We start from the raw sequence: 22,000 nt of genomic DNA, 5'->3' as shown, positions 1-22,000 counted from the left end.
CTACTGTTTCACGTAGCGCGGTGCCGGAATGCCGGTGCGCGCGCTGTTGAACAGCTCAAGACGTGCCGCTTCGTAGCGATCCCACAGGCCGGCGTCATGCATCGGCGGGATGGTGATCGTTTCACCCTGATCCAGACCCGCCAGCGACGCATCCACCATATCGTCGGTGGTCATCACCGATCCTTTCGGCAGATCGTTCACCGTGACGCCCGAATGGCTCCAGATTTCCGTCGCCGTGGCGGCGGGCAGCACGGCCTGAATGCGCACGCTGCTGTCGGCAAATTCTTCCTGTAACCCACGGGTAAAGCTCAACACCCACGCCTTGGTGGCGCTGTAGAGCGCGCTGCCCGCCCGGACGTGCAGAGCCAGCACGGACGCGATATTGATCAGCGTGCCGCGATTGTTCTGCGCCAGGCGCGGCAGGATGGCGTAGGTCAGACGCATCAGCGCCGTGGTGTTCAGGGTGTTAATGGCCTGATGCTGCGCCACATCGCCCGCGAGGAACGGCGCCATCTGCGCGGTGCCCGCGTTGTTAATGAGCGTATCAATGGCGGTATTGCTGCGCAGCGCCTCTTCCACGGCGCGGATCCCGGCTTCATCGGTAAGATCGGCCACCAGAATATCGACGGCCACGCCGTAGCGCGCGCGAAGGTCGGCGGCAAGGGTGTTCAGGCGATCTTCGCGACGGGCGACCAGCACCAGGTTAGCGCCGCGCGCGGCAAGGCGATCGGCATAAACGGCACCAATCCCGGAAGAGGCACCCGTAATCAGGGCGGTGGTGATTTGCGTAGTCATCGTGTGTTACCTCAGGGCAAAGTGGGTTATTTGGTTTCAAGATGAAACTGAATAAACTCTCTGCTATTTGGTTTTATAATGCAACCATATTTGCGAGCATTTTGTGCTGTTGCCGTCGGGAACGATCAGGAGGGGAGTTTCGCCACGATCTCTTCAGGCGTCAGTTCGCGGCCATCGTCGGCGATAAGCGCCAGTTTGCGCAGGGGTTTGCGCTGTTCGGTATCGACCAGCACGGTGCCGCATTCGTTATCCGCAAACAAAAATTCATTGCCCCACTGGGAGAGGGCAACCAGCACCGTTTGCAGGGCACGCCCCTTGTCGGTCAGGACGTATTCCTGCCAGGCGCTGCCGTCGGACGCGGGCTGAAGCCGGAGGATGCCTTCGTCGACCAGCAGTTTCAGCCGCGTGGTCAGCATGTTTTTCGCGATGCCGAGGCTTTTCTGGAACTCGCCGAAGCGCTTAATCCCGCGCAGCGCGTCGCGAACAATCAGCAGCGACCACCAGTCGCCGATGATATCCAGCGAACGGGCGACGGGGCAGGTGCTCTCTTCGAGGCGGGTACGTTTCACGGTCAATTCTCCGGTGGGGTGTGGTTTTATTATAAAACTTATTGGCACACACCGTAAGCACGTTAATCATCAGTTTGAGAAATGCTTCCCGGAAAATTGTCACGAATCTGTCACACTGAACGCGACATTTTAAAACGAGTGAGGAATTAGGGATGAAAAAAGCACTACTCGCGCTGGCAGTCGCCGGTTCCATTTCAGCAACGTTTGGCGTGCAGGCGCAAGAGACGCCGGAAGGGTATCAGCTGGAGCAAGTTTTAATCATGAGCCGTCACAACCTGCGCGCGCCGCTCGCCAATAACGGTAGCGTGCTGGAGCAGTCCACGCCGAAGCAGTGGCCGGAGTGGGAGGTGCCGGGCGGTCAGCTCACCACCAAGGGCGGCGTGCTGGAAGTCTATATGGGCCATTACATGCGCGAGTGGCTGGCGCAGCAGGGGATGGTGAAGACGGGAGAATGCCCAGCGGCGGATAGCGTTTATGCTTACGCCAACAGCCTGCAGCGTACCGTCGCCACCGCGCAGTTCTTCATCACCGGTGCGTTCCCGGGCTGCGACGTTCCCGTGCACCATCAGGAAAAAATGGGCACCATGGATCCGACCTTTAATCCGGTGATTACCGATAACTCGCCGGAATTTCGCGAAAAAGCGCTCAAGGCGATGGAGTCCGAGCGGCAGAAAATGCAGCTGGGCGAAAGCTATAAGCTGCTGGAGCAGATGACGAACTACGCGGATTCCCCGTCCTGCAAAGAGAAAAAGGTCTGCTCGCTGACTGACGCGAAAGATACCTTCAGCGCCGACTATGAAAAAGAGCCTGGCGTATCCGGGCCGCTGAAGGTGGGTAACTCGCTGGTGGACGCGTTCACGCTGCAGTATTACGAAGGCTTCCCGGCCGACCAGGTGGCCTGGGGCGAAATCAAAACCGACCAGCAGTGGCGCGTGCTGTCGAAGCTGAAGAACGGCTATCAGGACTCGCTGTTTACCTCCACCGAAGTGGCGCAAAACGTGGCGAAGCCGCTGGTGAAGTACATTGATAAAACGCTGGTCACCGAACAGGCAAAAGCGCCGAAAATCACCCTGCTGGTGGGGCACGACTCGAACATTGCTTCCCTGCTGACGGCCCTGGATTTCAAACCCTATCAGCTGCACGACCAGCAGGAGCGCACCCCAATTGGCGGCAAGATTGTTTTCCAGCGCTGGCATGACAAAAATGCCAACCAGGAGCTGATGAAAATTGAGTATGTCTACCAGAGCTCAGAGCAGCTGCGTAACGCCAGCGTGCTGTCGCTGCAGTCGCCCGCGCAGCGCGTGACGCTGGAGCTGAAAGGCTGCCCGGTGGATGCGAACGGCTTCTGTCCTGTCGATAAATTCAATGCGGTGATGAATAACGCGGCGAAGTAAAAGAGAACCCCCCGCTGCGGCGGGGGGAAACGCTTAGACGTTTTTACGTTCGATGGTTTGCTCGCCCCAGAAGAGCGAGTCTTTATCCGTTTTTTCGAAGGCGCGCACCAGCACCTCATCGTTACCTTCCTCCCAAATCTGCTCGGCCAGCTTTTCATCGTACTTCGCGACTTCAAAGATAGCTTCGGCAATCTCCGGAGAGGTGTTGCGTAAACTTGCCCATTCGCCCACGTGGTGAGCTTTGGATTCTTGAGTTGGCATGCTTGTCCTCCTGTTGGGTGTTAGCCGTTCAGTTTTTTGGCCAGACCCGCGACGTATTCACCCTGATAGCGGGCGATAGACAGTTCTTCATTGCTTGGCTGACGTGAGCCATCCCCACCGGCAATGGTGGTTGCGCCGTACGGCGTACCGCCACGCACCTGGGAAATGTCAAACAGCTCCTGGGCGCCGTAGCCAATCGGCACAATCACCATCCCGTGATGAGCAAGGGTAGTCCAGGTTGAGGTAATCGTCTGCTCCTGACCGCCGCCGGTGCCGGTAGAGCTGAATACGCTGGCGAGTTTGCCGTAGAGCGCCCCGGATGCCCAAAGTCCGCCGGTTTGATCGAGGAAGGTGCGCATCTGGCCCGACATATTGCCGAAGCGGGTCGGTGTGCCGAAGATAATGGCATCATAGTCCGCCAGCTCCTGCGGGGTGGCGACCGGGGCGTTTTGCGTTTTCCCCCCGGCTTTCAGGAAGGCTTCCGCCTGCATGGTTTCCGGTACGCGTTTCACCACAACCTCAACGCCATCAACCCTGTTCGCACCTTCTGCTACCGCGTGAGCCATGGTTTCAATGTGTCCATACATGGAATAATAGAGCACCAGAACTTTTGCCATTTTGCATCACTCCTCGTTGGTTTTTCTGACAGCGGATCGCTGCGTTCTTTTAAAGATATGCCATCACAGCCAGACTGCAAAAATGAACGGCATTTCTTTGATTTATAACAATATGGTTACAAAAAGGCTTTGTAGCAAAATGAAACAACTTTTTGGCAGCAGATTTTTGAAATGATAAGAAAGGTTTATGAATCGCCGCCGCGTCATCTCACCCGAAAGGCTGAGTTCATGTTGCAGAATATTACCTGCGGCTTGCCGGATAGCGGCATTCCACTAAGCTTAGTTTCACGCGGCACAGATAAAGGCACTGTCCTTGTGTTGCGAGGTGAAAGAATCCTCTTTTACTGAATGCAATATGATGTCTAATGTTTCACATTCTGGAGGTTAGAGATGGCAAACCATCGTGGTGGTTCAGGTAATTTCGCAGAAGACCGTGAAAGAGCATCAGAAGCAGGCCGTAAAGGTGGCCAGCATAGCGGGGGCAACTTCAAGAATGACCCGCAACGCGCATCTGAAGCTGGCAAGAAAGGGGGGAAAAACAGCCACGGCAGCAGTAAGTAACACGCCGGGTTGAACCCCTGCCGCCGGGATCTCCCGGCGGTTTTTTTATTTCTGCAACATTGAACTGTAACCAAAGGCAACGCACACTAGAGAATTGATCTTAACCGCGAGTGCCGCATGTCTGTCTCACGCTTCAAATTCTCCGTTAAACCGCAGGAAGCCATCCTCATTCTCATCACCATGTTCTGGGGCGGGACGTTTCTGGCCGTTCAGTACGCGGTGACCCTCAGCGATCCGTTCTTTTTTGTTGGCCTGCGCTTTGCGACGGCGGCGCTTGCCGTGGGGCTAATTTCGCTTAAAACGCTGCGGGGGCTGACGCTGAAAGAACTTAAGGCCGGCGTGGCGATTGGGGTGGCGATAGCGATGGGCTACAGCCTGCAAACGTGGGGATTGCAGACCATCTCCAGCAGTAAATCCGCGTTTATCACCGCCATGTATGTGCCGCTGGTGCCGCTGCTGCAGTGGCTGTGCCTGGGGCGGCTGCCGGGGCTGATGTCCTGTATTGGCATCGTGCTGGCGTTTATCGGCCTGATCTTACTGGCCGGGCCGGAAAACAACCTGCTTGCGCTGGGGCCGGGCGAAATCATCACCCTGATAGGGGCGATTGCCATTGCGGCGGAAATTATTCTGATTAGCGCCTGGGCGGGCAAGGTCGACGTCAAGCGGGTAACGGTGGTGCAGCTCGCCACAGCGTCGCTGGTGGCGTTTGCGACGATGGTGCCGGCAGGGGAGTCCGTGCCGCCGATGTCCACCGGCCTGGTGGTGGTCGCACTGGGGCTGGGTATCTTCAGCGCCATTATTCAGGTCACCATGAACTGGGCGCAGCGCAGCGTATCGCCAACCCGCGCGACGGTGATTTATACCGGTGAACCGGTCTGGGCGGGGATTTTCGGACGCATCGCAGGTGAGCGTTTGCCGCTTCTGGCGCTGGTGGGCGCGGCATTCATTGTCGCCGGGGTGCTGGTGAGCGAGTTAAAGCTCAAACGGAAGAAAAACGCGCTGCCAGAAAATGACAGCGCGACGTTAAATCAGGAATCCTGATGCACTACGGCGCCCTGCGGCGCGGCGGCCATCCGGCGGCTCAGCAGGGCGTTAAGCAGGATCGCACCGAAGGTCGCCGTGCCAATCCCGCCAATCGTAAACCCGCCCAGCGTCAGGGCAAAATCGCCTGCGCCCAGCACCAGCGTGACCGCCACCATAATCAGGTTGCCGTTCTGGCTGAGATCGACGCGATGCTGCACCCAGATGCGCGCGCCGGCCACGGCGATCAGCCCAAACACCACAATCGATGCCCCGCCGATGACCGGGGACGGAATGGTGTGGATCAGCGCGCCGAACTTCGGTGAGAAGCCGAGCAGCATCGCCATCACCGCCGCCGCCACGAAGACCAGCGTCGAGTAGACCTTGGTTACCGCCATCACGCCGATGTTTTCAGCATAGGTGGTGACGCCGCTGCCGCCCACGGAACCGGAGAGCATGGTCGCCAGACCGTCACCGACGAACGCGCGGCCCATGTACGGATCCATGCTGCGCCCGGTCATCCCCGCAACCGCCTTCAGGTGGCCTAAGTTCTCTGCCACCAGGATCACCGCCACCGGTGCGATAAGCATCATCGCCTGGGTGTTAAAGGTGGGCGAGGTCATTTTCGGCAGGCCGAACCAGGCGGCCTGATGGAGCAGCGTAAAGTCAACCGGCTTGCCCAGACCGAAAACGTTGGCCAGCAGGGCGTAGACCAGACAGGCGACAATCAGCCCAACCAGGATCAGCAGCCGCTGGATCATGCCGCGCGTGAACACCGCCACCAGGCCGATGCACAGCACCGTGATCACCGCCATCCAGCTTTCAAACGGCGAGGCGGAGACGCTCCTGACCGCAATCGGCGCGAGGTTGAGGCCAATCGCCATCACCACGGCGCCCGTCACGACGGGAGGCATCATTCGCTCTATCCAGCGCGTGCCGATTTTCATCACCACCAGACCAATCAGGGTGTACACCAGGCCGCAGGCAATGATGCCGCCGAGGGCCACGCTCAGGTTGGGGTTGATCCCCTGGCCGTTAAACCCGGTGGTGGCGATGACGACGCCGACAAAGGCGGCGCTGGATCCGAGATAGCTGGGCACGCGCCCGCCGGTGACGAAAAAGAACAGCAGCGTGCCGATACCCGACATCAGAATAGACAGGTTGGGATCGAGTCCCATCAGCATCGGCATCAACACCGTGGCGCCAAACATGGCGACCGCGTGCTGAACGCCCATCACCATCGTCTGCCCGAGCGGGAGACGTTCATCCGGCGCGACCACGCCTGCTTCTGTGGAGGTCGATTTCAACTGCCAGTGGGGAAATCCGAACATGGTCTGTCTCCTTAAGGCGGGTTAACAGGCGGGTCGCATAAGCGCGTGATAGCCGCGGTCAAACCACACCAGCCCTTGCGGCGCGGGGTGGCGAATAATCGAAATAATGTCGCAAAACAGAATGTCGTGGGTGCCGACGCTCACCACCTGGCTGATGCGGCAGTCAAACGAGGCCAGCGCATCTTCCAGGCGCGGACAGCCCGTGTCGCCCGTCTGCCAGCGGGCGGCGGCAAAGCGTTCCGCCATCGGCGTTTTCCCGCCAAACAGGTTAGATAAAGGCTCCTGTCCGGCGCTCAGGGTATTCACGCAAAGGGTGCGGTTTTCGCTAAACGTTGGCCAGACGGACGCACCGCGGTTCAGGCACACCAGCAGGGTGGGCGGTGAATCCGTGACGCTGCACACCGCGCTGGCGGTGAAGCCTGCTATCCCCGCCGGGCCGTCGGTGGTGATGATGTTGACCGCCGCGCCAACGCAGGCCATGGCGTCGCGAAAGGTTTGTTTATCCGGTGTTGTCATCATCGCTCCTTACGCCAGCCCGCAGGCATCGTCAAAGTCCAGGCGCGGCAGGCGCCCGTAAAGTTTTCGGGTATCGCCATAGCCTATGTTGATCAGCAGATTGCTTTTAAGCGTCGTGCCGGTGAAAAAGGCTTCGTCGACCTTTTGACGGTCAAATCCCGACATCGGGCCGGTGTCCAGCCCCAGGGCGCGACAGGCGAAAATCAGGTAAGCGGCCTGCATTGAGCTGTTGCGAAAGGCGGTCTCTTCCGCCAGCGCGGGGCTGGTGGTAAACCAGCTCTTTGCATCGCCGTGCGGGAACAGCTCGGGCAGGCGCTCGTAGAATTCACCGTCCCAGGCAATAATCGCCGTGACCGGGGCGGTGAGCGTTTTCTCGAGGTTGCCGCTGGAGAGCGCCGGGCGCAGCTTCTCTTTTCCCTCCGCGCTTCGCACAAACACAATCCGCGCCGGGGAGCAGTTGGCGGACGTGGGCCCCCATTTCATGAGGTTGTAGATTTCGCGCAGCGTTTCGTCGCTGACGGGCATATCCTGCCAGCCGTTATGGGTGCGCGCGCCGGTGAACAGCGTTTCCAGCGCGGCGGGGGTAATGGCTTCGCTCATTAAAGCTCCTTATAAAGCGGGTTCCGGGCTGTGCAGCAGGCTGGCAAGCCCGTTCAGCAGCAGGGTGTTAAAGGTATCCGGCTCGGTGACGTTGCAGGCGTGCCCGCCCTGGCGCATCACCACGCTGTGGCTGTGCGGGATCGCCGCCTGCAGCTCGGATGAGCAGACTGAGGGCACCAGCATGTCGTCGGCAGAACAGACGATCTGTACCGGGCAGCGAATGCGCGCCGCATGGCGGCTGAAGTCGGCCTTTTTCAGGGCGCTGAGCCTGTGCAGCAGGTTGGTTTTACCCTGGAAATGGGCCAGCGCCAGCGCTTCTTCGGCCTCCAGACGGGGCGCGCGGGCGGCCATCCAGTCCGCAGGGTAGAGAAACAGCGGCTGCGCCTCGACCCACGCCTGTGCGCCGCCGTAATGCAGCAGGCGCTCGCGGATCTGAAAGCAGCGGCGGGTGTGGGCGTTGAGGGTCAACCAGCCGTTAACGCACACCAGCGCGGTGAGGGCGTCGGGCCTGTCGAGGGCCAGCTGCAGGCCGACCAGCGCCCCCAGCGCGTGACCCACGACGCTGTAGCGGACAATCCCGGCTTCAGCCAGCGCCTGGGCCAGCTCGTCCGCCATCTGCGCAAGGCTGTACCCTTCCGGCAGGGTGGCGGGGTTATTGCCCGTTCCCCGCTGGTCATAGCACACCACCTGATACTCCGGCTCCAGCGCGGCCAGCTGGGGCAGCCAGTAGCTGCCGCTGCCGCCGAGACCGGAAATAAAGACCACCACGGGCGCGCCCTCGTACGGGGGCGGCGAGACGGAAAGTTTCATACCTGCCTCACTTCGCGATGTGCGCAACGGTGGCGATCTCAACCAGCGCCTCTGGCTTCACCAGCCCGCACTGAATGCAGAACCGCGCCGGTTTATCGCCGGGGAAGAACTCGGCGTAAATCTCGTTAATCGCGGCGTAGTTTTTCCAGTCGGTGATAAAGATGCTGTTGAAGGTCACGTCCTCCATCGTGCCACCCGCCGTTTCGATCACGGTTTTGATCGTCTCCAGTACGTGGCGGGTTTGCGCCTTTGGGTCGTTGATAAACACCACGTTGTTGTCTTTATCAAACGGCAGCGTGCCGGAGACATACACCACGCCGTCGGCGAGGGTGCCGGGCACAAACGGGGCAATGGGCGTGCTGGTGCCCGGCGGAATAATCACGGATTTCGGCATCAGATGTCTCCTCAGGCGATACGGGCGAGCGGGGGAGTCAGGGCGTCGCAGAAATCATTGACGTTACTGACCCAGCCAAAAAAGGTTTCGATGTTGAACAGGGCCGCCTTCTGGGCGAATTCCGGCCCGGCCTGGTGGGTCGCGTCTTCCAGAACCACGCCAAAATACTCGAGGAAAAAGCCGTCGCGCAGGGTCGACTCCACGCAGACGTTGGTGGCGATGCCGGTGAACACCAGATGACGAATGCCCCGGCTGCGCAGCAGGCTGTCGAGCGGGGTGTTGAAAAAGCCGCTGTAGCGCGGTTTGGGCAGAACAATATCGCCCGCCTGCGGTACCAGCTCATCCACCAGCTGATAGTCCCAGCCGCCTTTCGCCAGCAGCTTGCCCTGCAGTTCGGGCCGTTTACGCATGGTTTTCAGGGCGTTCGACTTGTGGAAGTTGGGCGAGCCGGGGCCGCCTGCCTCGACGTACTGGTCATCCCAGCCGTTCTGGAACCAGATGATGAGCATGCCCGCGGCGCGCGCGGCGGCGACGGCAGTTTTAATGTTCTCGATCACCGGCCGGGTGGCGGAGACGTCGAACCCAGCCAGATCCAGATAACCGCCCTGGCTGGCGTAGGCGTTTTGCATGTCCACCACGATCAGCGCGCTCTGCTGCGGCGCGAAGGTGATGGCTTCCGGGCGTGCGTTAAGGGTCGTCATTACGCCACCTCCTTCGTGACGGCAGGGATGTGGGCGCGGCACTGCATCAGCGGCTGGATGCGCTCGCCGAAGGTTTCCACGCCGGTGAGGAAATCGTCGAAGGTCAGTAGAACGCCTTCCGCACCGGGCACGGCCGCCACTTCGTCCAGCATTCTGGCGACGCTGGCGTACGAGCCGACCAGCGTGCCCATGTTGATATTGACGGCGGAGGTCGGGTCGGCCATCTGGCGAACGTTGGTATCCGCCCCGGAGCGGGTATCCTTCTGGCTCTGTTCGGTGAGCCAGCTCAGGGCCTCCTCGTCGGCGCCGTCCTTATAGCGCTCCCATTTGGCGCGCGCGGCGTCGTCGGTTTCGTCGGCGATCACCATAAACAGCACGTAGGAGCCCACGTCGCGCCCGGTTTTGTCGGCGGCCTCTTTCATGCGCGCGGCGGTCGGGGCGAAGGCGGCAGGCGTGTTCACGCCTTTACCGAAGCAGAAGTTGAAGTCGGCGTATTTCGCGGAAAACTCCATCCCCGCGTCGCTTTGTCCGGCGCAAATCACCTTCATCGGCACCGACGGCTGCGGGCTGACGCGGCAGTCGTTCATGGTGAAGAAATCGCCCTTGAAATCGCTTTTGCCGGTCCCCCACAGGTCGCGCAGCACCTGCACGTATTCGGTCAGGTAGTCGTAGCGACGCGAGAAGTAATCGTCACCCGGCCAGAGCCCCATCTGCTCGTACTCCGGTTTTTGCCAGCCGGTGACCAGGTTGACGCCAAAACGCCCGCCGGAGATGGAGTCGATGGTGGAGGCCATGCGCGCGACGATCGCCGGGGGCAGGGTCAGCGTGGCGGCGGTGGCGTAGATTTGGATCCGCGAGGTGACCGCGGCCAGCCCGGCCATCAGGGTAAAGGACTCCAGGTTGTGGTCCCAGAATTCGGTTTTGCCGCCAAAGCCGCGCAGCTTGATCATCGAAAGCGCAAAGTCGAAATGGTAGTGCTCTGCTTTCTGCACGATGGCTTTATTGAGCTCAAAGGTCGGCATGTATTGCGGTGCAGTGGTCGAGATAAGCCAGCCGTTGTTGCCGATGGGTACAAATACGCCAATTTTCATCACGAACCTCTCTTCATTACGTCGCAGGTGTATCGGTGTTTTTGCAAAGGCGGTGCCAGTTTTGAAAATGGCTGTGTTATTAATGTGTTAATCAGAAGTTGGTGGATTGATGCGGCTAAATGTGGACTAACTGGTCAAAAACATTGCACAGAAAACAGGCATTCATGCGCGATCGGAGTGCAGGATGTCGTGGCGAGTCGGGGGTTTTGCTATGCTGAGGGCAACGCAGAATAAGGAGAGCGGGAATGGCACAAGGCGCAGTGAAAACACCAGGTAAACGTTCGCAGGCGGTGAGCGCCAAGAAGCAGGCGATCCTCAGCGCGGCGCTGGAGACTTTTTCGCAGTTTGGTATTCACGGCACGCGCCTGGAGCAGGTGGCGGAGCAGTCCGGCGTATCCAAAACCAATCTGCTTTACTACTACCCGTCGAAAGAGGCGCTCTATATCGCGGTGATGCAGCAGATCCTCGATATCTGGCTGGCGCCCCTCAAAGCGTTCCGCGCGGAGCTGGCCCCGCTGGTGGCGATCAAAGAGTACATTCGCCTGAAGCTGGAGGTGTCGCGCGATTACCCGCAGGCGTCGCGACTGTTTTGTCTTGAGATGCTGCAGGGCGCGCCGCTGCTGCAGGCGGAATTAACCGGCGATCTAAAACAGCTGGTGGACGATAAGTCGGCCATTATTGCCGGATGGGTCGCCAGCGGAAAACTGGCCCCGGTCGACCCGCATCATCTGATCTTTATGATCTGGGCCTCCACCCAGCATTACGCTGACTTTGCGGCCCAGGTTGAGGCGGTGACCGGTAAAACGCTCCAGGACGAGGCGTTTTTCCACAGCACCCTGGAAAACGTGCAGCGGATGATTATCGAAGGGATCCGCCTGCGCTAGTTTCCCCTCACCCCAGCCCTCTCCCTCAAGGGAGAGGGGGTCGTCCGCGCAGGTATTATTTTGTGGGGATCCCTCAGCCCGGCGGGAGAGGGCAGCTTAAGTCGCCCTCTTCACACTGCATCAGCGAGGCCAGAAACGCTTCTCGCTCCACGGTTTTCTCCGCCAGACACTGGTTAACAATCATTGGCTGGACGCTACCGCCTTCCGTCCCCGAACCGATAAACGCGCAGTCCGCATCGCGCAGGGTAATCCACGCCTGCTGCGCCTTTTTCAGCAGGTCGCGCTGGGGTGCCGCTGCACGCTTAACGGCGGCCTGATACGTCTGGTTGAGTTTTTTATCGGCAGCCTGGTACTGCTGCGCGCTACAGGTATTCAGTTCAAGCTGGGTGGTCGCGTTGTCGCACTCGTCGGCCAGCGCGCTGGCGCTCAGCAGCAGTGCCGCACTGGCGATAAGATATCGTTTCATATACTCCCCAATAAAATAAGGCTCCGTCTCCGGAGCCTTATTAGCACAGCGTTAGCCTATTGTCATCAGGCTGGCATTACCGCCTGCCGCCGCGGTGTTGACGCTGAGCGAGCGCTCCACGTACAGACGCTCCAGCAGCAGGTTAGTTTCTCCGCGCGCAAAGCCCTGCACGGAAACGATGGCGCCGCTGCGGGCCGCAACCTGCTCGCACAGTTCGCGCAGCTGATCGGAATCACCGTGGTAGATCACCGCATCAAACGGCTGGGTCAGCAGGTTATCGGCTTTCGCGAAGCGAATGCGGGCCGAGACCGCCTTCGGCAGCTGTTTGGCGAGATCGCGATGCAGGGCATCTTCCGGCCACAGCACTTCACAGCCGGTTGCCATGGCGGCGGCCAGCTGCACCAGCGCGTCCTGCTCGTTATCGGCCACGCACAGCACGCGCTCGCGCGGCATCAGCGTCCAGGTGTTGCGCTCGCCGGTTGGACCCGGCAGCAGACGCTGCGTGCCCGCCTGCGCCAGCTCGCCGTACTGCTTCGCGACGGCACGCAGTTCAGGACGTTTTTCGGCCCATGTAATGAGCGCCTCCAGCGGCTGGGTCAGCACGGTTTTCAGCTGCGCATCCACCGGATAGTCCGCATCCTGGCGTGCCAGGGTGACGCCCAGGGCGTTCTCCGGACGGTTCGCCAGCAGACGGTACAGGTAGAGCGGACCGCCCGCTTTCGGACCGGTGCCGGAAAGGCCTTCGCCGCCGAACGGCTGTACGCCCACGACCGCGCCAACCATGTTGCGGTTAACGTACAGGTTGCCCACTTTGGCGCTACCGGTGACCTGCGCGATAGTCTCGTCGATACGGGTATGCACGCCGAGCGTCAGGCCATAGCCGGAGGCGTTGATCTGCTCAACCAGCTCGTTCAGGTTGTTACGGTTGTAGCGCACCACGTGCAGCACCGGGCCGAAGACCTCTTTTTTCAGCTCGTCGAAGCTTGCCAGCTCAATCAGCGTTGGCGGCACAAAGGTGCCGGTCCGCCATTCGCGCGCATCTTCGCTGTTCTCGCGCACCGCCTGGAACACCGGGCGGCCTTTCGCGCGCATGGTCTGAATGTGGTTTTCGATGTTGGCTTTGGCTTCCGCGTCGATCACCGGCCCGATATCGGTGGTGAGACGGCCCGGGTTGCCCATGCGGCATTCGGCCATCGCGCCGCGCAGCATCTTCAGCGTGTGGTCCGCCACGTCGTCCTGCAGGCACAGCACGCGCAGGGCGGAGCAGCGCTGGCCGGCGCTGTCGAACGCGGAGGCCAGCACGTCGACCACCACCTGCTCGGTAAGGGCAGAGGAGTCAACGATCATGGCGTTCATCCCGCCGGTTTCCGCGATGAGCGGCGTAGGACGGCCCTGCGCATCCAGACGGGTGGCAATATTGCGCTGCAGCAGCGACGCCACTTCGGTCGAGCCGGTGAACATCACGCCGCGCACGCGGTTATCGGAGGTCAGTTTGGCACCGACCGTTTCACCGCGGCCCGGCAGCAGCTGAACCACGCCCGCCGGCACGCCGGCTTCCAGAAGAATGCTGATGCCCTGCGCGGCAATCAGCGGGGTCTGCTCTGCCGGTTTTGCCAGCACGCTGTTGCCTGCGGCCAGCGCGGCGGCAATCTGGCCGGTGAAGATCGCCAGCGGGAAGTTCCACGGGCTGATACAGACGACCGGACCCAGCGGACGGTGGGTTTCGTTATCGAAATCATCGCGCACCTGACCGGCGTAGTAGTGGAGGAAATCAACCGCCTCGCGCACTTCGGCAATCGCGTTGCTGAAGGTTTTGCCCGCTTCGCGCACCAGAATGCCGATGAGCGACTGCATCTGATCTTCCATCAGCACCGCCGCGCGCTCCAGAATCGCGGCGCGCTCCTGCGGCGGCGTGGCAAACCAGATAGGGGCGTTGTTCACCGCGCTGTCCAGCGCCTGATCCACTTCCGCTTCGGTCGCTTCACGCGCGTAGCCGACGATATCCTTCGGCTCGGCCGGGTTGATCACCGGCTGCATTTCGCCGTCTGCAACGGGCTGCTCCAGCATCGGTTTGGCCTGCCACTTCTGCAGCGCGCTGTTGAGCAGGGCAGAGGAGAGGGACGCCAGACGGTGTTCGTTGGCGAGATCCAGACCCGCCGAGTTGACGCGGCCATTGCCGTACAGCTCGCGCGGCAGGGCAATCTTCGGATGCGGCAGGCCAACCTGGCCTTCCTGTGCCGCCATCTTCTCAACGGCCTGCACCGGATCGGCCACCAGCTCGTCCAGCGGCAGGGTGGTATCGGCGATGCGGTTAACGAAAGAGGTGTTCGCACCGTTTTCCAGCAGACGACGCACCAGGTACGCCAGCAGGGTTTCGTGCGTACCTACCGGGGCGTAAATACGGCACGGGCGGTTCAGCTTGCCGTCCGCCACTTTACCGGTGACCTGCTCGTACAGCGGTTCACCCATGCCGTGCAGGCACTGGAACTCGTACTGGCCCGGGTAGTAGTTCTGCCCGGCCAGGCTGTAGATCGCCGCCAGGGTGTGGGCGTTGTGGGTAGCGAACTGTGGATAGATCAGGTTCGGCACGCCGAGCAGCTTTTTCGCACAGGCGAGGTAAGAGACGTCGGTGTATACCTTGCGGGTATAGACCGGATAGCCTTCCAGCCCTTCCATCTGTGCGCGTTTGATTTCGCTGTCCCAGTAGGCGCCTTTCACCAGACGGATCATCAGGCGACGGCGGCTGCGGCTTGCCAGGTCAATCAGGTAATCAATGACGAACGGGCAGCGCTTCTGGTAGGCCTGGATAACGAAGCCAATGCCGTTCCAGCCTGCCAGCTCCGGCTCGAAGCACAGTTTTTCCAGCAGATCGAGGGAGATCTCCAGACGGTCGGCCTCTTCGGCGTCAATGTTGATCCCGATGTCATACTGGCGCGCCAGCAGGGTCAGGGATTTCAGGCGCGGGTAGAGTTCTTCCATCACACGGTCGTACTGCGCGCGGCTGTAGCGCGGGTGCAGAGCAGAGAGCTTGATAGAGATGCCCGGGCCTTCATAAATACCGCGACCGTTGGACGCTTTACCAATGGCGTGGATCGCCTGCTGGTAAGAAACCATGTAGGCCTGCGCGTCGGCGGCGGTCAGGGCCGCTTCGCCCAGCATGTCGTACGAGTAGCGGAAACCTTTATCTTCCAGCTTGCGGGCGTTCGCCAGCGCTTCGGCAATGGTTTCCCCGGTGACAAACTGCTCGCCCATCAGACGCATCGCCATGTCCACGCCTTTGCGGATCAGCGGCTCGCCGCTCTTGCCGATGATGCGGTTCAGGGAGCGGGAGAGGTTGGCTTCGTTATGAGTGGAGACCAGTTTGCCGGTAAACAGCAGGCCCCAGGTGGCGGCATTGACGAACAGCGACGGGCTGCGGCCAATGTGTGAATGCCAGTTACCGTTGCTGATCTTGTCGCGGATCAGCGCGTCGCGGGTGGCTTTATCCGGAATACGCAGCAGCGCTTCCGCGAGGCACATCAGCGCCACGCCTTCCTGAGACGAGAGGGAAAACTCCTGCAGCAGACCCTGAACCATCCCGGCGCGGCCGGTGGCGGTTTTCTGGTTGCGCAGCTTGTCGGCTAACTGATACGCCAGGCTGTGCGCCTGTGCGGCAATGGCTTCCGGCAGGCGAGCCTGCTCCAGCAGCATCGGCACGGCGTCGGTTTCGGCACGGCGGTAGGCGCCGGTAATAGCGGCACGGCTGACGGACTGCGGCAGGATCTGCTCGGCAAATTCAAGGAACGGCTGATGGTTCTCGTCGCCAGCGGCCGGGGCTTCTTCGCTTTCATTCGCCGCACCGGCCAGCAGGGCAGGCAGCTCCGGCAGGCCCTCATCGCTCTCGAGTCTTTCGAGATAGTTAAAAATCGCCTGCTTAATTAACCAGTGCGGCGTGCGGTCAATGCGGGTTGCTGCGGTCTTAATCCGTTCGCGGGTTGCGTCATCCAGCTTAACCCCCATGGTGGTCATACCCATGCCAAAGCTCCTGTTGTTCTGTAATAGCGTTCTGTTGATAGCGTGAAATATCCACCATGTTGCAACTTTGTGCAACCGTGTTAAATGTGACCTGGTTTGCAACCCGGAAAATGAATGGATTGTTAACGAATGGTTAGCTGGAAAAACGCACTGGCTTTTGTGCAGGAGGCCTGGTTTTATGCGGTAGTTAACACTTTTCAAAGGTGCAACCCGCAAAAGCGTGAGCGAGTGCAACCTATAGGAAACTCGTATCAAACCGGGGATGAAATTGATGTAAATGCAGTGTTAAATCGTTTGTCAGCGGAAGGCGCATACGGCAGGATAGCGCGCCCAACCGAAACACAAGATACATTCACCTCGTTCCGGTGATCATATAACAAGGCAGCCCGGATGGTTGTCGCTCGACATTTTGGAGAATTTGAATGGCTATTAGCACACCGATGCTGGTGACATTTCTCGTTTATATTTTTGGCATGATCCTGATAGGGTTTTTGGCGTGGCGTTCTACAAAGAACTTTGACGACTACATTCTGGGCGGACGCAGTTTAGGCCCGATGGTGACCGCACTCTCTGCGGGCGCCTCCGACATGAGCGGCTGGCTGCTGATGGGGCTGCCCGGCGCGATTTTCATCTCCGGTATCTCTGAAAGCTGGATCGCCATCGGCCTGACCGTCGGCGCGTGGATCAACTGGAAGCTGGTGGCAGGCCGTCTGCGCGTGCATACCGAGGCCAACAACAACGCCCTGACGCTGCCGGATTACTTCACCGGACGTTTTGAAGATAACAGCCGCATCCTGCGCATTATCTCTGCGGTAGTTATCCTGCTGTTCTTCACCATTTACTGTGCCTCCGGCATCGTGGCCGGCGCGCGTCTGTTCGAAAGCACCTTCGGCATGAGCTACGAAACCGCCCTGTGGGCCGGTGCTGCGGCGACCATCCTCTATACCTTCGTGGGCGGGTTCCTGGCGGTAAGCTGGACCGATACCGTGCAGGCGAGCCTGATGATCTTCGCCCTGATCCTGACTCCGGTGATTGTGATTTTCACCGTTGGCGGCTTTGGCGAATCGCTGGAAGTGATCAAGCAGAAGAGCATCGAAAACGTCGACATGCTGAAAGGGCTGAACTTCGTGGCCATCGTCTCCCTGATGGGCTGGGGCCTGGGCTACTTCGGTCAGCCGCATATCCTGGCGCGCTTTATGGCGGCGGATTCTCACCACACCATCGTTCATGCCCGTCGCATCAGCATGACGTGGATGATCCTGTGTCTGGCGGGGGCGTGTGCGGTCGGCTTCTTCGGCATCGCGTACTTCAACAACAACCCGGCGCAGGCGGGCGCGGTGAACCAGAACGCCGAGCGCGTGTTCATCGAGCTGGCGCAAATTCTGTTTAACCCGTGGATTGCCGGTATTCTGCTCTCCGCAATCCTGGCGGCGGTGATGTCTACCCTGAGCTGCCAGCTGCTGGTCTGCTCCAGTGCGATCACCGAAGACCTCTACAAAGCCTTCCTGCGTAAAAACGCGAGCCAGAAAGAGCTGGTGTGGGTAGGGCGCTTTATGGTGCTGCTGGTGGCGCTGATTGCCATCGCGCTGGCGGCCAACCCGGAAAACCGCGTGCTGGGCCTGGTGAGCTACGCGTGGGCGGGCTTTGGCGCCGCGTTTGGTCCGGTCGTGCTGTTCTCCGTCATGTGGTCACGTATGACCCGTAACGGCGCGCTGGCGGGGATGATTATCGGTGCGCTGACCGTTATCGTCTGGAAACAATTCGCGTGGCTGGGCCTGTACGAAATCATTCCGGGCTTCATCTTCGGCAGCATCGGCATCGTGGTGTTCAGCCTGCTGGGTAAAGCCCCGTCTGCCTCCATGCAGAAACGCTTTGCTGAAGCCGACGCGCATTACCACACTGCGCCGCCGTCTAAGCTCCAGGCAGAATAATTATTCTCGCTGTACAATGCAGGCCGGGTGAGCGCAAGCGCACCCGGCTTTTTTCTTGCCAAAATCCGTAATTTCCTGTGATATCCATGTGCTTATAACAATGAGGATAGCGAAGCATGACAATCAAAACAGGGGTAATGGCAGCGGCACTATTGATGCTCGCTGGCTGCACGGCGCCATCGCAACACGCGGCTGTAGAGACCTGCAAGGCGGATAACCAGATGCAGCAAACCACGCTCTATTTCGGCTTAAATCGTCCTACCGGGGCGCAGATCACCAGCAACGAGTGGCAGCAGTTTGTTGACCAGGACGTGACGCCGCGTTTCCGCGATGGCTTAACGGTGTTTGACGCGCGCGGGCAGTGGCTGGGGAACGACGGGAAAGTGGCGCGTGAACCCAGCAAAGCGCTGATGCTGATCCACGGTAAGGATGCGCAGAGCGAGAAGAACATCGAAGCGTTACGCGGAATTTATAAATCTCGCTTCGCGCAGGAGTCGGTGATGCGCGTCGATCAGCCGGTGTGCGTGCAGTTCTAATAAAAACGGCGGGAAATCCCGCCGTTGTTGTTTTGTAGGCCGGGTAAGCGAAGCGCCACCCGGTATTGCATCAAAGCACCAGCCCCGCAAAGCTCGCCGACAGCAGGCTCACCAGCGTCGCGCCGTACACCAGACGCAGACCAAACCGCGACACCACGTTCCCCTGCTGCTCGTTCAGGCCCTTAATCGCCCCGGCCACAATTCCGATGGACGCGAAGTTCGCGAAGGATACCAGGAAGACGGATAAAATGCCCAGCCCGCGCGGGGACATTTGATGCGCGATTTTTTGCAGCTCAATCATCGCCACAAATTCATTCGCCACCAGCTTGGTCGCCATAATACTGCCCGCGTTTAAGGCATCACTCAGCGGAATACCCACCAGCCATGCCAGGGGATAAAATACATAGCCCAGGATCTGCTGGAAGCTCATGCCAAATACGCTGGAGAAGAGGGCGTTAACGGCGCTAATAAGTGCGATAAAGCCGATCAGCATAGCCAGAATAATCATCGCCACCTTAAAACCGGCCAGAATATACTCGCCGAGCATTTCGAAGAAGCTCTGCGATTCATGCAGTTTTTCCAGCTTGATATCCGGTTCCGCTTCCGGGCGCGCCGGGTTGATGACGGAGAGAATAATAAAGGTGCTGAACATGTTCAGAATCAGCGCCGCGACGACAAATTTGGCGTCGAGCATGGTCATATAGGCGCCGACAATCGACAGGGAGACCGTCGACATGGCCGTGGCCGCCATGGTGAACAGACGACGAGAGGAGAGATCGCCCAGCACGCCCTTGTAGGCAATGAAGTTTTCCGACTGGCCGAGGATCAGCGAGCTCACCGCGTTAAAGGATTCCAGCTTGCCCATACCGTTCAGTTTCGACAGCAGCGTACCGATGACCCGAATAAAAATCGGCAGGATCCGCCAGTGCTGAAGAATACCAATCAGTGCGGAAATAAAAATAATCGGGCAAAGCACGCCGAGGAAAATGAACGCCAGCCCTTTTTCCCCCATTCCGCCAAAGACGAAATTGGTCCCTTCCGAAGCAAATTTCAGCAGTGACTCAAAGAAGCCGGAAACATATTTAATCAGGAATAACCCGCTTTCGGCGTGCAGGAAAAAGAACGCCAGCGCAATTTCAATAACAATCAGCTGTAAAACATAACGAATGCGAATTTTTCGGCGGTCGAAACTTACCAGCCAGGCAAGCGCGAGAATAATGACCAGCGCCAGCAGGAAATGGACAATTTTAAACATAATTAATTTTCACCAGGTGTTTGAGGCGGATATTTAGCCACAGCCCCGTACCAGCGTAAATGGGCATTTTCGTTATAACTTATAAACCTGAACGTAACGTATGTAACTATTACCAGGCTCGGCGTTTACAACTCGTCATCAAAACACCACACATTTCGCTTGTGTTTCTTTCCGCCGTAATGATAATCACTATCACAAGAATTTACCTTTCTTTGCATCAGTTGACCGCGATAAACATTTAAGGTGTCGGCATGTTTGTTCCATTTCTCATTATGTTACGTGAAGGGCTCGAAGCTGCCCTTATCGTGAGCCTCATCGCCAGTTATTTGAAGCGAACCCAGCGCGGACGCTGGATTGGCGTCATGTGGGTCGGGGTATTCCTTGCCGCGGCACTCTGTCTGGGCCTCGGTATCCTCATCAACGAAACCACCGGGGAGTTCCCGCAGAAAGAGCAGGAGCTGTTTGAGGGGATCGTCGCCGTAATTGCGGTGGTGATCCTCACGTGGATGGTGTTCTGGATGCGTAAAGTCTCCCGTAACGTGAAGGTGCAGCTGGAGCAGGCGGTGGATAACGCCCTGCAAAAGGGCAATAACCACGGCTGGGCGCTGATCATGATGGTCTTTTTTGCCGTCGCGCGTGAAGGCCTGGAGTCCGTTTTCTTCCTGCTGGCGGCGTTTCAGCAGGATGTCGGTATCTGGCCGCCGGTTGGCGCGATGCTCGGGCTGGCAACCGCCTTTGTGCTGGGCTTTCTGCTCTACTGGGGCGGTATTCGCCTGAACCTGGGCGCCTTCTTCAAGTGGACCAGCCTGTTTATTCTGCTGGTGGCGGCTGGGCTGGCGGCAGGGGCGATTCGCGCCTTCCACGAGGCGGGCCTGTGGAACCATTTCCAGGACGTGGCGTTCGATCTCAGCAACGTGCTCTCCACGCACTCTCTGACCGGCACACTGCTCGAAGGTATCTTCGGCTATCAGGAAACGCCGAGCGTCAGCGAAGTGGCGATGTACTTTATTTATCTGGTTCCGGCGCTGGTGCTGTTCGCTATGCCGCCGCGTACCGGCACCCAGGCGTCGCGCGTTGCGCCGTAATGTGTAATTTAGTTACAACATACTTTTAAAGGGAAGAGTCATGGCAATTCAGTTCCGTCGTAGTGCGTTATGCGCAGGCATTGCCGCGCTATTCGCTTCTTCATTCTCTGCCTGGGGCGCGGATGTTCCTCAGGTTAAAGTCACCGTTAATGATAAGCAGTGTGAGCCGATGACCCTCACGGTGAACAGCGGCAAAACCCAGTTCATTATTCAGAACCACAGCCAGAAAGCGCTGGAGTGGGAGATCCTGAAAGGGGTTCTGGTGGTGGAGGAGCGTGAAAACATCGCCCCTGGCTTCAGCCAGAAGATGACCGCCAACCTGCAGCCGGGCGAGTATGAGATGACCTGCGGCCTGCTGACCAACCCTAAAGGGAAGCTGATCGTCAAAGGTGAAGCGACGGCCGATGCGGCGAAAGGCGCTGCGGTGCTGAGCCTGGGCGACGCGATTACGGCATATAAAGTCTATGTCACGAAAGAAACGGCGGACCTGGCGGCGGCAACCAAAGCCTTTACCGATGCGGTGAAGGCCGGTGACATCGAAAAAGCGAAATCCCTGTATGCGCCAACCCGTCAGCACTACGAGCGCATCGAGCCGATTGCCGAACTGTTCTCTGACCTTGATGGCAGCATTGATGCCCGCGAAGACGATTACGAGCAGAAAGCCGCCGATCCGAAATTCACCGGTTTCCACCGTCTGGAGAAAGCCCTGTTTGGCGACAACTCTACCAAAGGGATGGAGAAATACGCCGAGCAGCTGAACGGCGACGTGCTGGAGCTGCAAAAGCGCATCAGCGAGCTGGCCTTCCCGCCGTCAAAAGTGGTGGGCGGCGCGGCTGGTCTGATTGAAGAAGTGGCCGCGAGCAAAATCAGCGGCGAAGAAGATCGCTACAGCCATACCGATCTGTGGGACTTCCAGGCCAACGTCGACGGCGCGCAGAAAATTGTTAACCTGCTGCGTCCTCAGCTGCAGAAAGAGAACGGCGAACTGCTGGCCAAAGTGGATGCCAACTTCAAAAAAGTCGACACCATTCTGGCGAAGTACCGTACCAAAGACGGGTTTGAAACCTACGACAAGCTGACCGATGCCGACCGTAACGCGCTGAAAGGCCCGATTACCGCCCTGGCGGAAGATCTCTCTCTGCTGCGCGGCGTACTGGGTCTGGACTAAG

At 59.1% G+C, this 22,000-nt stretch carries 22 protein-coding genes; 8 read left to right on the top strand and 14 right to left on the bottom strand.

The features are described from left to right. Entirely contained in the window at positions 1-795 is a 795-nt protein-coding gene (locus FOY96_RS13775) for an SDR family NAD(P)-dependent oxidoreductase (RefSeq protein WP_143347256.1), read from the bottom strand. Positions 796-920: 125 nt separating this feature from the next. Further along, entirely contained in the window at positions 921-1,364 is a 444-nt protein-coding gene (locus FOY96_RS13770; RefSeq protein ID WP_032658095.1) for a winged helix-turn-helix transcriptional regulator, read from the bottom strand. A gap of 152 nt (positions 1,365-1,516) precedes the next feature. Here FOY96_RS13770 and agp point away from each other — a divergent pair, with 152 nt between their 5' ends. Then, positions 1,517-2,758, top strand: coding sequence for a bifunctional glucose-1-phosphatase/inositol phosphatase (gene agp, locus FOY96_RS13765; protein ID WP_143347255.1), 1,242 nt, complete (start codon positions 1,517-1,519; stop codon positions 2,756-2,758). Between the two features lie 33 nt (positions 2,759-2,791). Here the strand turns inward: agp and FOY96_RS13760 are convergent, their stop codons facing one another. Both FOY96_RS13760 and wrbA read right to left on the bottom strand, forming a co-directional pair. Then, positions 2,792-3,019, bottom strand: a complete 228-nt coding sequence (locus FOY96_RS13760) for a YccJ family protein (RefSeq protein WP_008499832.1) — start codon at positions 3,017-3,019, stop codon at positions 2,792-2,794. A 20-nt stretch (positions 3,020-3,039) separates the two neighbouring features. Further along, positions 3,040-3,636, bottom strand: coding sequence for an NAD(P)H:quinone oxidoreductase (gene wrbA / locus FOY96_RS13755; RefSeq protein WP_023311076.1), 597 nt, complete (start codon positions 3,634-3,636; stop codon positions 3,040-3,042). A gap of 390 nt (positions 3,637-4,026) precedes the next feature. Here wrbA and FOY96_RS13750 point away from each other — a divergent pair, with 390 nt between their 5' ends. Both FOY96_RS13750 and FOY96_RS13745 read left to right on the top strand, forming a co-directional pair. Further along, positions 4,027-4,197, top strand: coding sequence for a con-10 family general stress protein (locus tag FOY96_RS13750; protein ID WP_023311077.1), 171 nt, complete (start codon positions 4,027-4,029; stop codon positions 4,195-4,197). A gap of 117 nt (positions 4,198-4,314) precedes the next feature. After that, positions 4,315-5,238 (top strand): DMT family transporter, encoded by a 924-nt coding sequence (locus tag FOY96_RS13745; protein ID WP_143347254.1) that lies wholly within the window; start codon positions 4,315-4,317, stop codon positions 5,236-5,238. On the opposite strand, the gene rutG is transcribed toward FOY96_RS13745, so the two are convergent. From rutG to rutA, 7 genes are read right to left on the bottom strand one after another with little or no spacing between them, the layout of a single operon-like run. After that, a complete protein-coding gene (gene rutG, locus FOY96_RS13740) occupies positions 5,226-6,548 on the bottom strand; it encodes a pyrimidine utilization transport protein G (RefSeq protein WP_048979074.1) in 1,323 nt (440 codons plus the stop codon). The two genes, FOY96_RS13745 and rutG, sit on opposite strands and share 13 nt — an antisense overlap. Before the next feature lie 21 nt (positions 6,549-6,569). Next, the gene (rutF, locus tag FOY96_RS13735) at positions 6,570-7,064 is read right to left on the bottom strand and encodes an NADH-dependent FMN reductase RutF (RefSeq protein ID WP_143347778.1); all 495 of its coding nucleotides are present in this window, start codon (positions 7,062-7,064) and stop codon (positions 6,570-6,572) included. A 9-nt stretch (positions 7,065-7,073) separates the two neighbouring features. Continuing rightward, the gene (locus FOY96_RS13730; protein ID WP_143347253.1) at positions 7,074-7,664 is read right to left on the bottom strand and encodes a malonic semialdehyde reductase; all 591 of its coding nucleotides are present in this window, start codon (positions 7,662-7,664) and stop codon (positions 7,074-7,076) included. 9 nt (positions 7,665-7,673) lie between these two features. Continuing rightward, positions 7,674-8,474 (bottom strand): pyrimidine utilization protein D, encoded by an 801-nt coding sequence (rutD, locus tag FOY96_RS13725; RefSeq protein ID WP_096150544.1) that lies wholly within the window; start codon positions 8,472-8,474, stop codon positions 7,674-7,676. A gap of 7 nt (positions 8,475-8,481) precedes the next feature. Next, positions 8,482-8,868 (bottom strand): pyrimidine utilization protein C, encoded by a 387-nt coding sequence (gene rutC / locus FOY96_RS13720; protein ID WP_010429508.1) that lies wholly within the window; start codon positions 8,866-8,868, stop codon positions 8,482-8,484. 11 nt (positions 8,869-8,879) lie between these two features. After that, a complete protein-coding gene (gene rutB / locus FOY96_RS13715; RefSeq protein WP_033145167.1) occupies positions 8,880-9,569 on the bottom strand; it encodes a pyrimidine utilization protein B in 690 nt (229 codons plus the stop codon). Next, entirely contained in the window at positions 9,569-10,660 is a 1,092-nt protein-coding gene (gene rutA / locus FOY96_RS13710) for a pyrimidine utilization protein A (protein WP_023617762.1), read from the bottom strand. The genes rutB and rutA overlap by 1 nt, the downstream gene beginning before the upstream one ends. Before the next feature lie 245 nt (positions 10,661-10,905). On the opposite strand from rutA, the gene rutR reads away from it, so the two are divergent. Then, entirely contained in the window at positions 10,906-11,544 is a 639-nt protein-coding gene (rutR, locus tag FOY96_RS13705; RefSeq protein ID WP_023335217.1) for an HTH-type transcriptional regulator RutR, read from the top strand. Positions 11,545-11,617: 73 nt separating this feature from the next. Here rutR and FOY96_RS13700 read toward each other — a convergent pair whose 3' ends face one another. Together FOY96_RS13700 and putA are read right to left on the bottom strand one after the other, a co-directional pair. Continuing rightward, the gene (locus FOY96_RS13700; RefSeq protein ID WP_048976693.1) at positions 11,618-12,010 is read right to left on the bottom strand and encodes a lysozyme inhibitor LprI family protein; all 393 of its coding nucleotides are present in this window, start codon (positions 12,008-12,010) and stop codon (positions 11,618-11,620) included. Positions 12,011-12,061: 51 nt separating this feature from the next. Continuing rightward, positions 12,062-16,024 (bottom strand): trifunctional transcriptional regulator/proline dehydrogenase/L-glutamate gamma-semialdehyde dehydrogenase, encoded by a 3,963-nt coding sequence (gene putA, locus FOY96_RS13695; RefSeq protein WP_143347252.1) that lies wholly within the window; start codon positions 16,022-16,024, stop codon positions 12,062-12,064. Between the two features lie 422 nt (positions 16,025-16,446). Here putA and putP point away from each other — a divergent pair, with 422 nt between their 5' ends. Beyond that, positions 16,447-17,955 carry a sodium/proline symporter PutP gene (gene putP / locus FOY96_RS13690; RefSeq protein ID WP_039261698.1) on the top strand — a complete coding sequence of 503 codons (1,509 nt, stop codon included), beginning with the start codon at positions 16,447-16,449 and terminating at the stop codon, positions 17,953-17,955. A 116-nt stretch (positions 17,956-18,071) separates the two neighbouring features. Then, complete coding sequence (locus FOY96_RS13685) at positions 18,072-18,491, top strand: DUF3574 domain-containing protein (RefSeq protein ID WP_143347251.1); 420 nt, start codon at positions 18,072-18,074, stop codon at positions 18,489-18,491. Between the two features lie 70 nt (positions 18,492-18,561). Here FOY96_RS13685 and FOY96_RS13680 read toward each other — a convergent pair whose 3' ends face one another. Beyond that, positions 18,562-19,746, bottom strand: a complete 1,185-nt coding sequence (locus FOY96_RS13680) for a NupC/NupG family nucleoside CNT transporter (protein WP_029740188.1) — start codon at positions 19,744-19,746, stop codon at positions 18,562-18,564. Positions 19,747-19,997: 251 nt separating this feature from the next. Between FOY96_RS13680 and efeU the strand changes: the two genes are divergently transcribed. Both efeU and efeO read left to right on the top strand, forming a co-directional pair. After that, positions 19,998-20,831, top strand: coding sequence for an iron uptake transporter permease EfeU (efeU, locus tag FOY96_RS13670; RefSeq protein WP_143347249.1), 834 nt, complete (start codon positions 19,998-20,000; stop codon positions 20,829-20,831). A 40-nt stretch (positions 20,832-20,871) separates the two neighbouring features. Next, positions 20,872-21,999 (top strand): iron uptake system protein EfeO, encoded by a 1,128-nt coding sequence (gene efeO, locus FOY96_RS13665; RefSeq protein ID WP_039261706.1) that lies wholly within the window; start codon positions 20,872-20,874, stop codon positions 21,997-21,999. Position 22,000: the final 1 nt, after the last annotated feature.

Source organism: Enterobacter asburiae, from assembly GCF_007035645.1.
GTDB classification, from domain to species: Bacteria; Pseudomonadota; Gammaproteobacteria; order Enterobacterales; family Enterobacteriaceae; genus Enterobacter; species Enterobacter asburiae_B.
This window is presented reverse-complemented; position numbering and strand designations above follow the sequence as displayed.

What these genes read in the sequence shown, in the direction of transcription:
- FOY96_RS13680 (WP_029740188.1), bottom strand. Translation starts at nt 19,746, where the DNA reads ATGTTTAAAATTGTCCATTTCCTGCTGGCGCTGGTCATTATTCTCGCG.
- rutB (WP_033145167.1), bottom strand. Translation starts at nt 9,569, where the DNA reads ATGACGACCCTTAACGCACGCCCGGAAGCCATCACCTTCGCGCCGCAG.
- FOY96_RS13685 (WP_143347251.1), top strand. Translation starts at nt 18,072, where the DNA reads ATGACAATCAAAACAGGGGTAATGGCAGCGGCACTATTGATGCTCGCT.
- wrbA (WP_023311076.1), bottom strand. Translation starts at nt 3,636, where the DNA reads ATGGCAAAAGTTCTGGTGCTCTATTATTCCATGTATGGACACATTGAA.
- efeO (WP_039261706.1), top strand. Translation starts at nt 20,872, where the DNA reads ATGGCAATTCAGTTCCGTCGTAGTGCGTTATGCGCAGGCATTGCCGCG.
- rutF (WP_143347778.1), bottom strand. Translation starts at nt 7,064, where the DNA reads ATGACAACACCGGATAAACAAACCTTTCGCGACGCCATGGCCTGCGTT.
- rutD (WP_096150544.1), bottom strand. Translation starts at nt 8,474, where the DNA reads ATGAAACTTTCCGTCTCGCCGCCCCCGTACGAGGGCGCGCCCGTGGTG.
- FOY96_RS13730 (WP_143347253.1), bottom strand. Translation starts at nt 7,664, where the DNA reads ATGAGCGAAGCCATTACCCCCGCCGCGCTGGAAACGCTGTTCACCGGC.
- rutA (WP_023617762.1), bottom strand. Translation starts at nt 10,660, where the DNA reads ATGAAAATTGGCGTATTTGTACCCATCGGCAACAACGGCTGGCTTATC.
- FOY96_RS13700 (WP_048976693.1), bottom strand. Translation starts at nt 12,010, where the DNA reads ATGAAACGATATCTTATCGCCAGTGCGGCACTGCTGCTGAGCGCCAGC.
- rutG (WP_048979074.1), bottom strand. Translation starts at nt 6,548, where the DNA reads ATGTTCGGATTTCCCCACTGGCAGTTGAAATCGACCTCCACAGAAGCA.
- efeU (WP_143347249.1), top strand. Translation starts at nt 19,998, where the DNA reads ATGTTTGTTCCATTTCTCATTATGTTACGTGAAGGGCTCGAAGCTGCC.
- FOY96_RS13745 (WP_143347254.1), top strand. Translation starts at nt 4,315, where the DNA reads ATGTCTGTCTCACGCTTCAAATTCTCCGTTAAACCGCAGGAAGCCATC.
- putP (WP_039261698.1), top strand. Translation starts at nt 16,447, where the DNA reads ATGGCTATTAGCACACCGATGCTGGTGACATTTCTCGTTTATATTTTT.
- FOY96_RS13750 (WP_023311077.1), top strand. Translation starts at nt 4,027, where the DNA reads ATGGCAAACCATCGTGGTGGTTCAGGTAATTTCGCAGAAGACCGTGAA.
- rutC (WP_010429508.1), bottom strand. Translation starts at nt 8,868, where the DNA reads ATGCCGAAATCCGTGATTATTCCGCCGGGCACCAGCACGCCCATTGCC.
- rutR (WP_023335217.1), top strand. Translation starts at nt 10,906, where the DNA reads ATGGCACAAGGCGCAGTGAAAACACCAGGTAAACGTTCGCAGGCGGTG.
- putA (WP_143347252.1), bottom strand. Translation starts at nt 16,024, where the DNA reads ATGGGTATGACCACCATGGGGGTTAAGCTGGATGACGCAACCCGCGAA.
- agp (WP_143347255.1), top strand. Translation starts at nt 1,517, where the DNA reads ATGAAAAAAGCACTACTCGCGCTGGCAGTCGCCGGTTCCATTTCAGCA.
- FOY96_RS13775 (WP_143347256.1), bottom strand. Translation starts at nt 795, where the DNA reads ATGACTACGCAAATCACCACCGCCCTGATTACGGGTGCCTCTTCCGGG.
- FOY96_RS13760 (WP_008499832.1), bottom strand. Translation starts at nt 3,019, where the DNA reads ATGCCAACTCAAGAATCCAAAGCTCACCACGTGGGCGAATGGGCAAGT.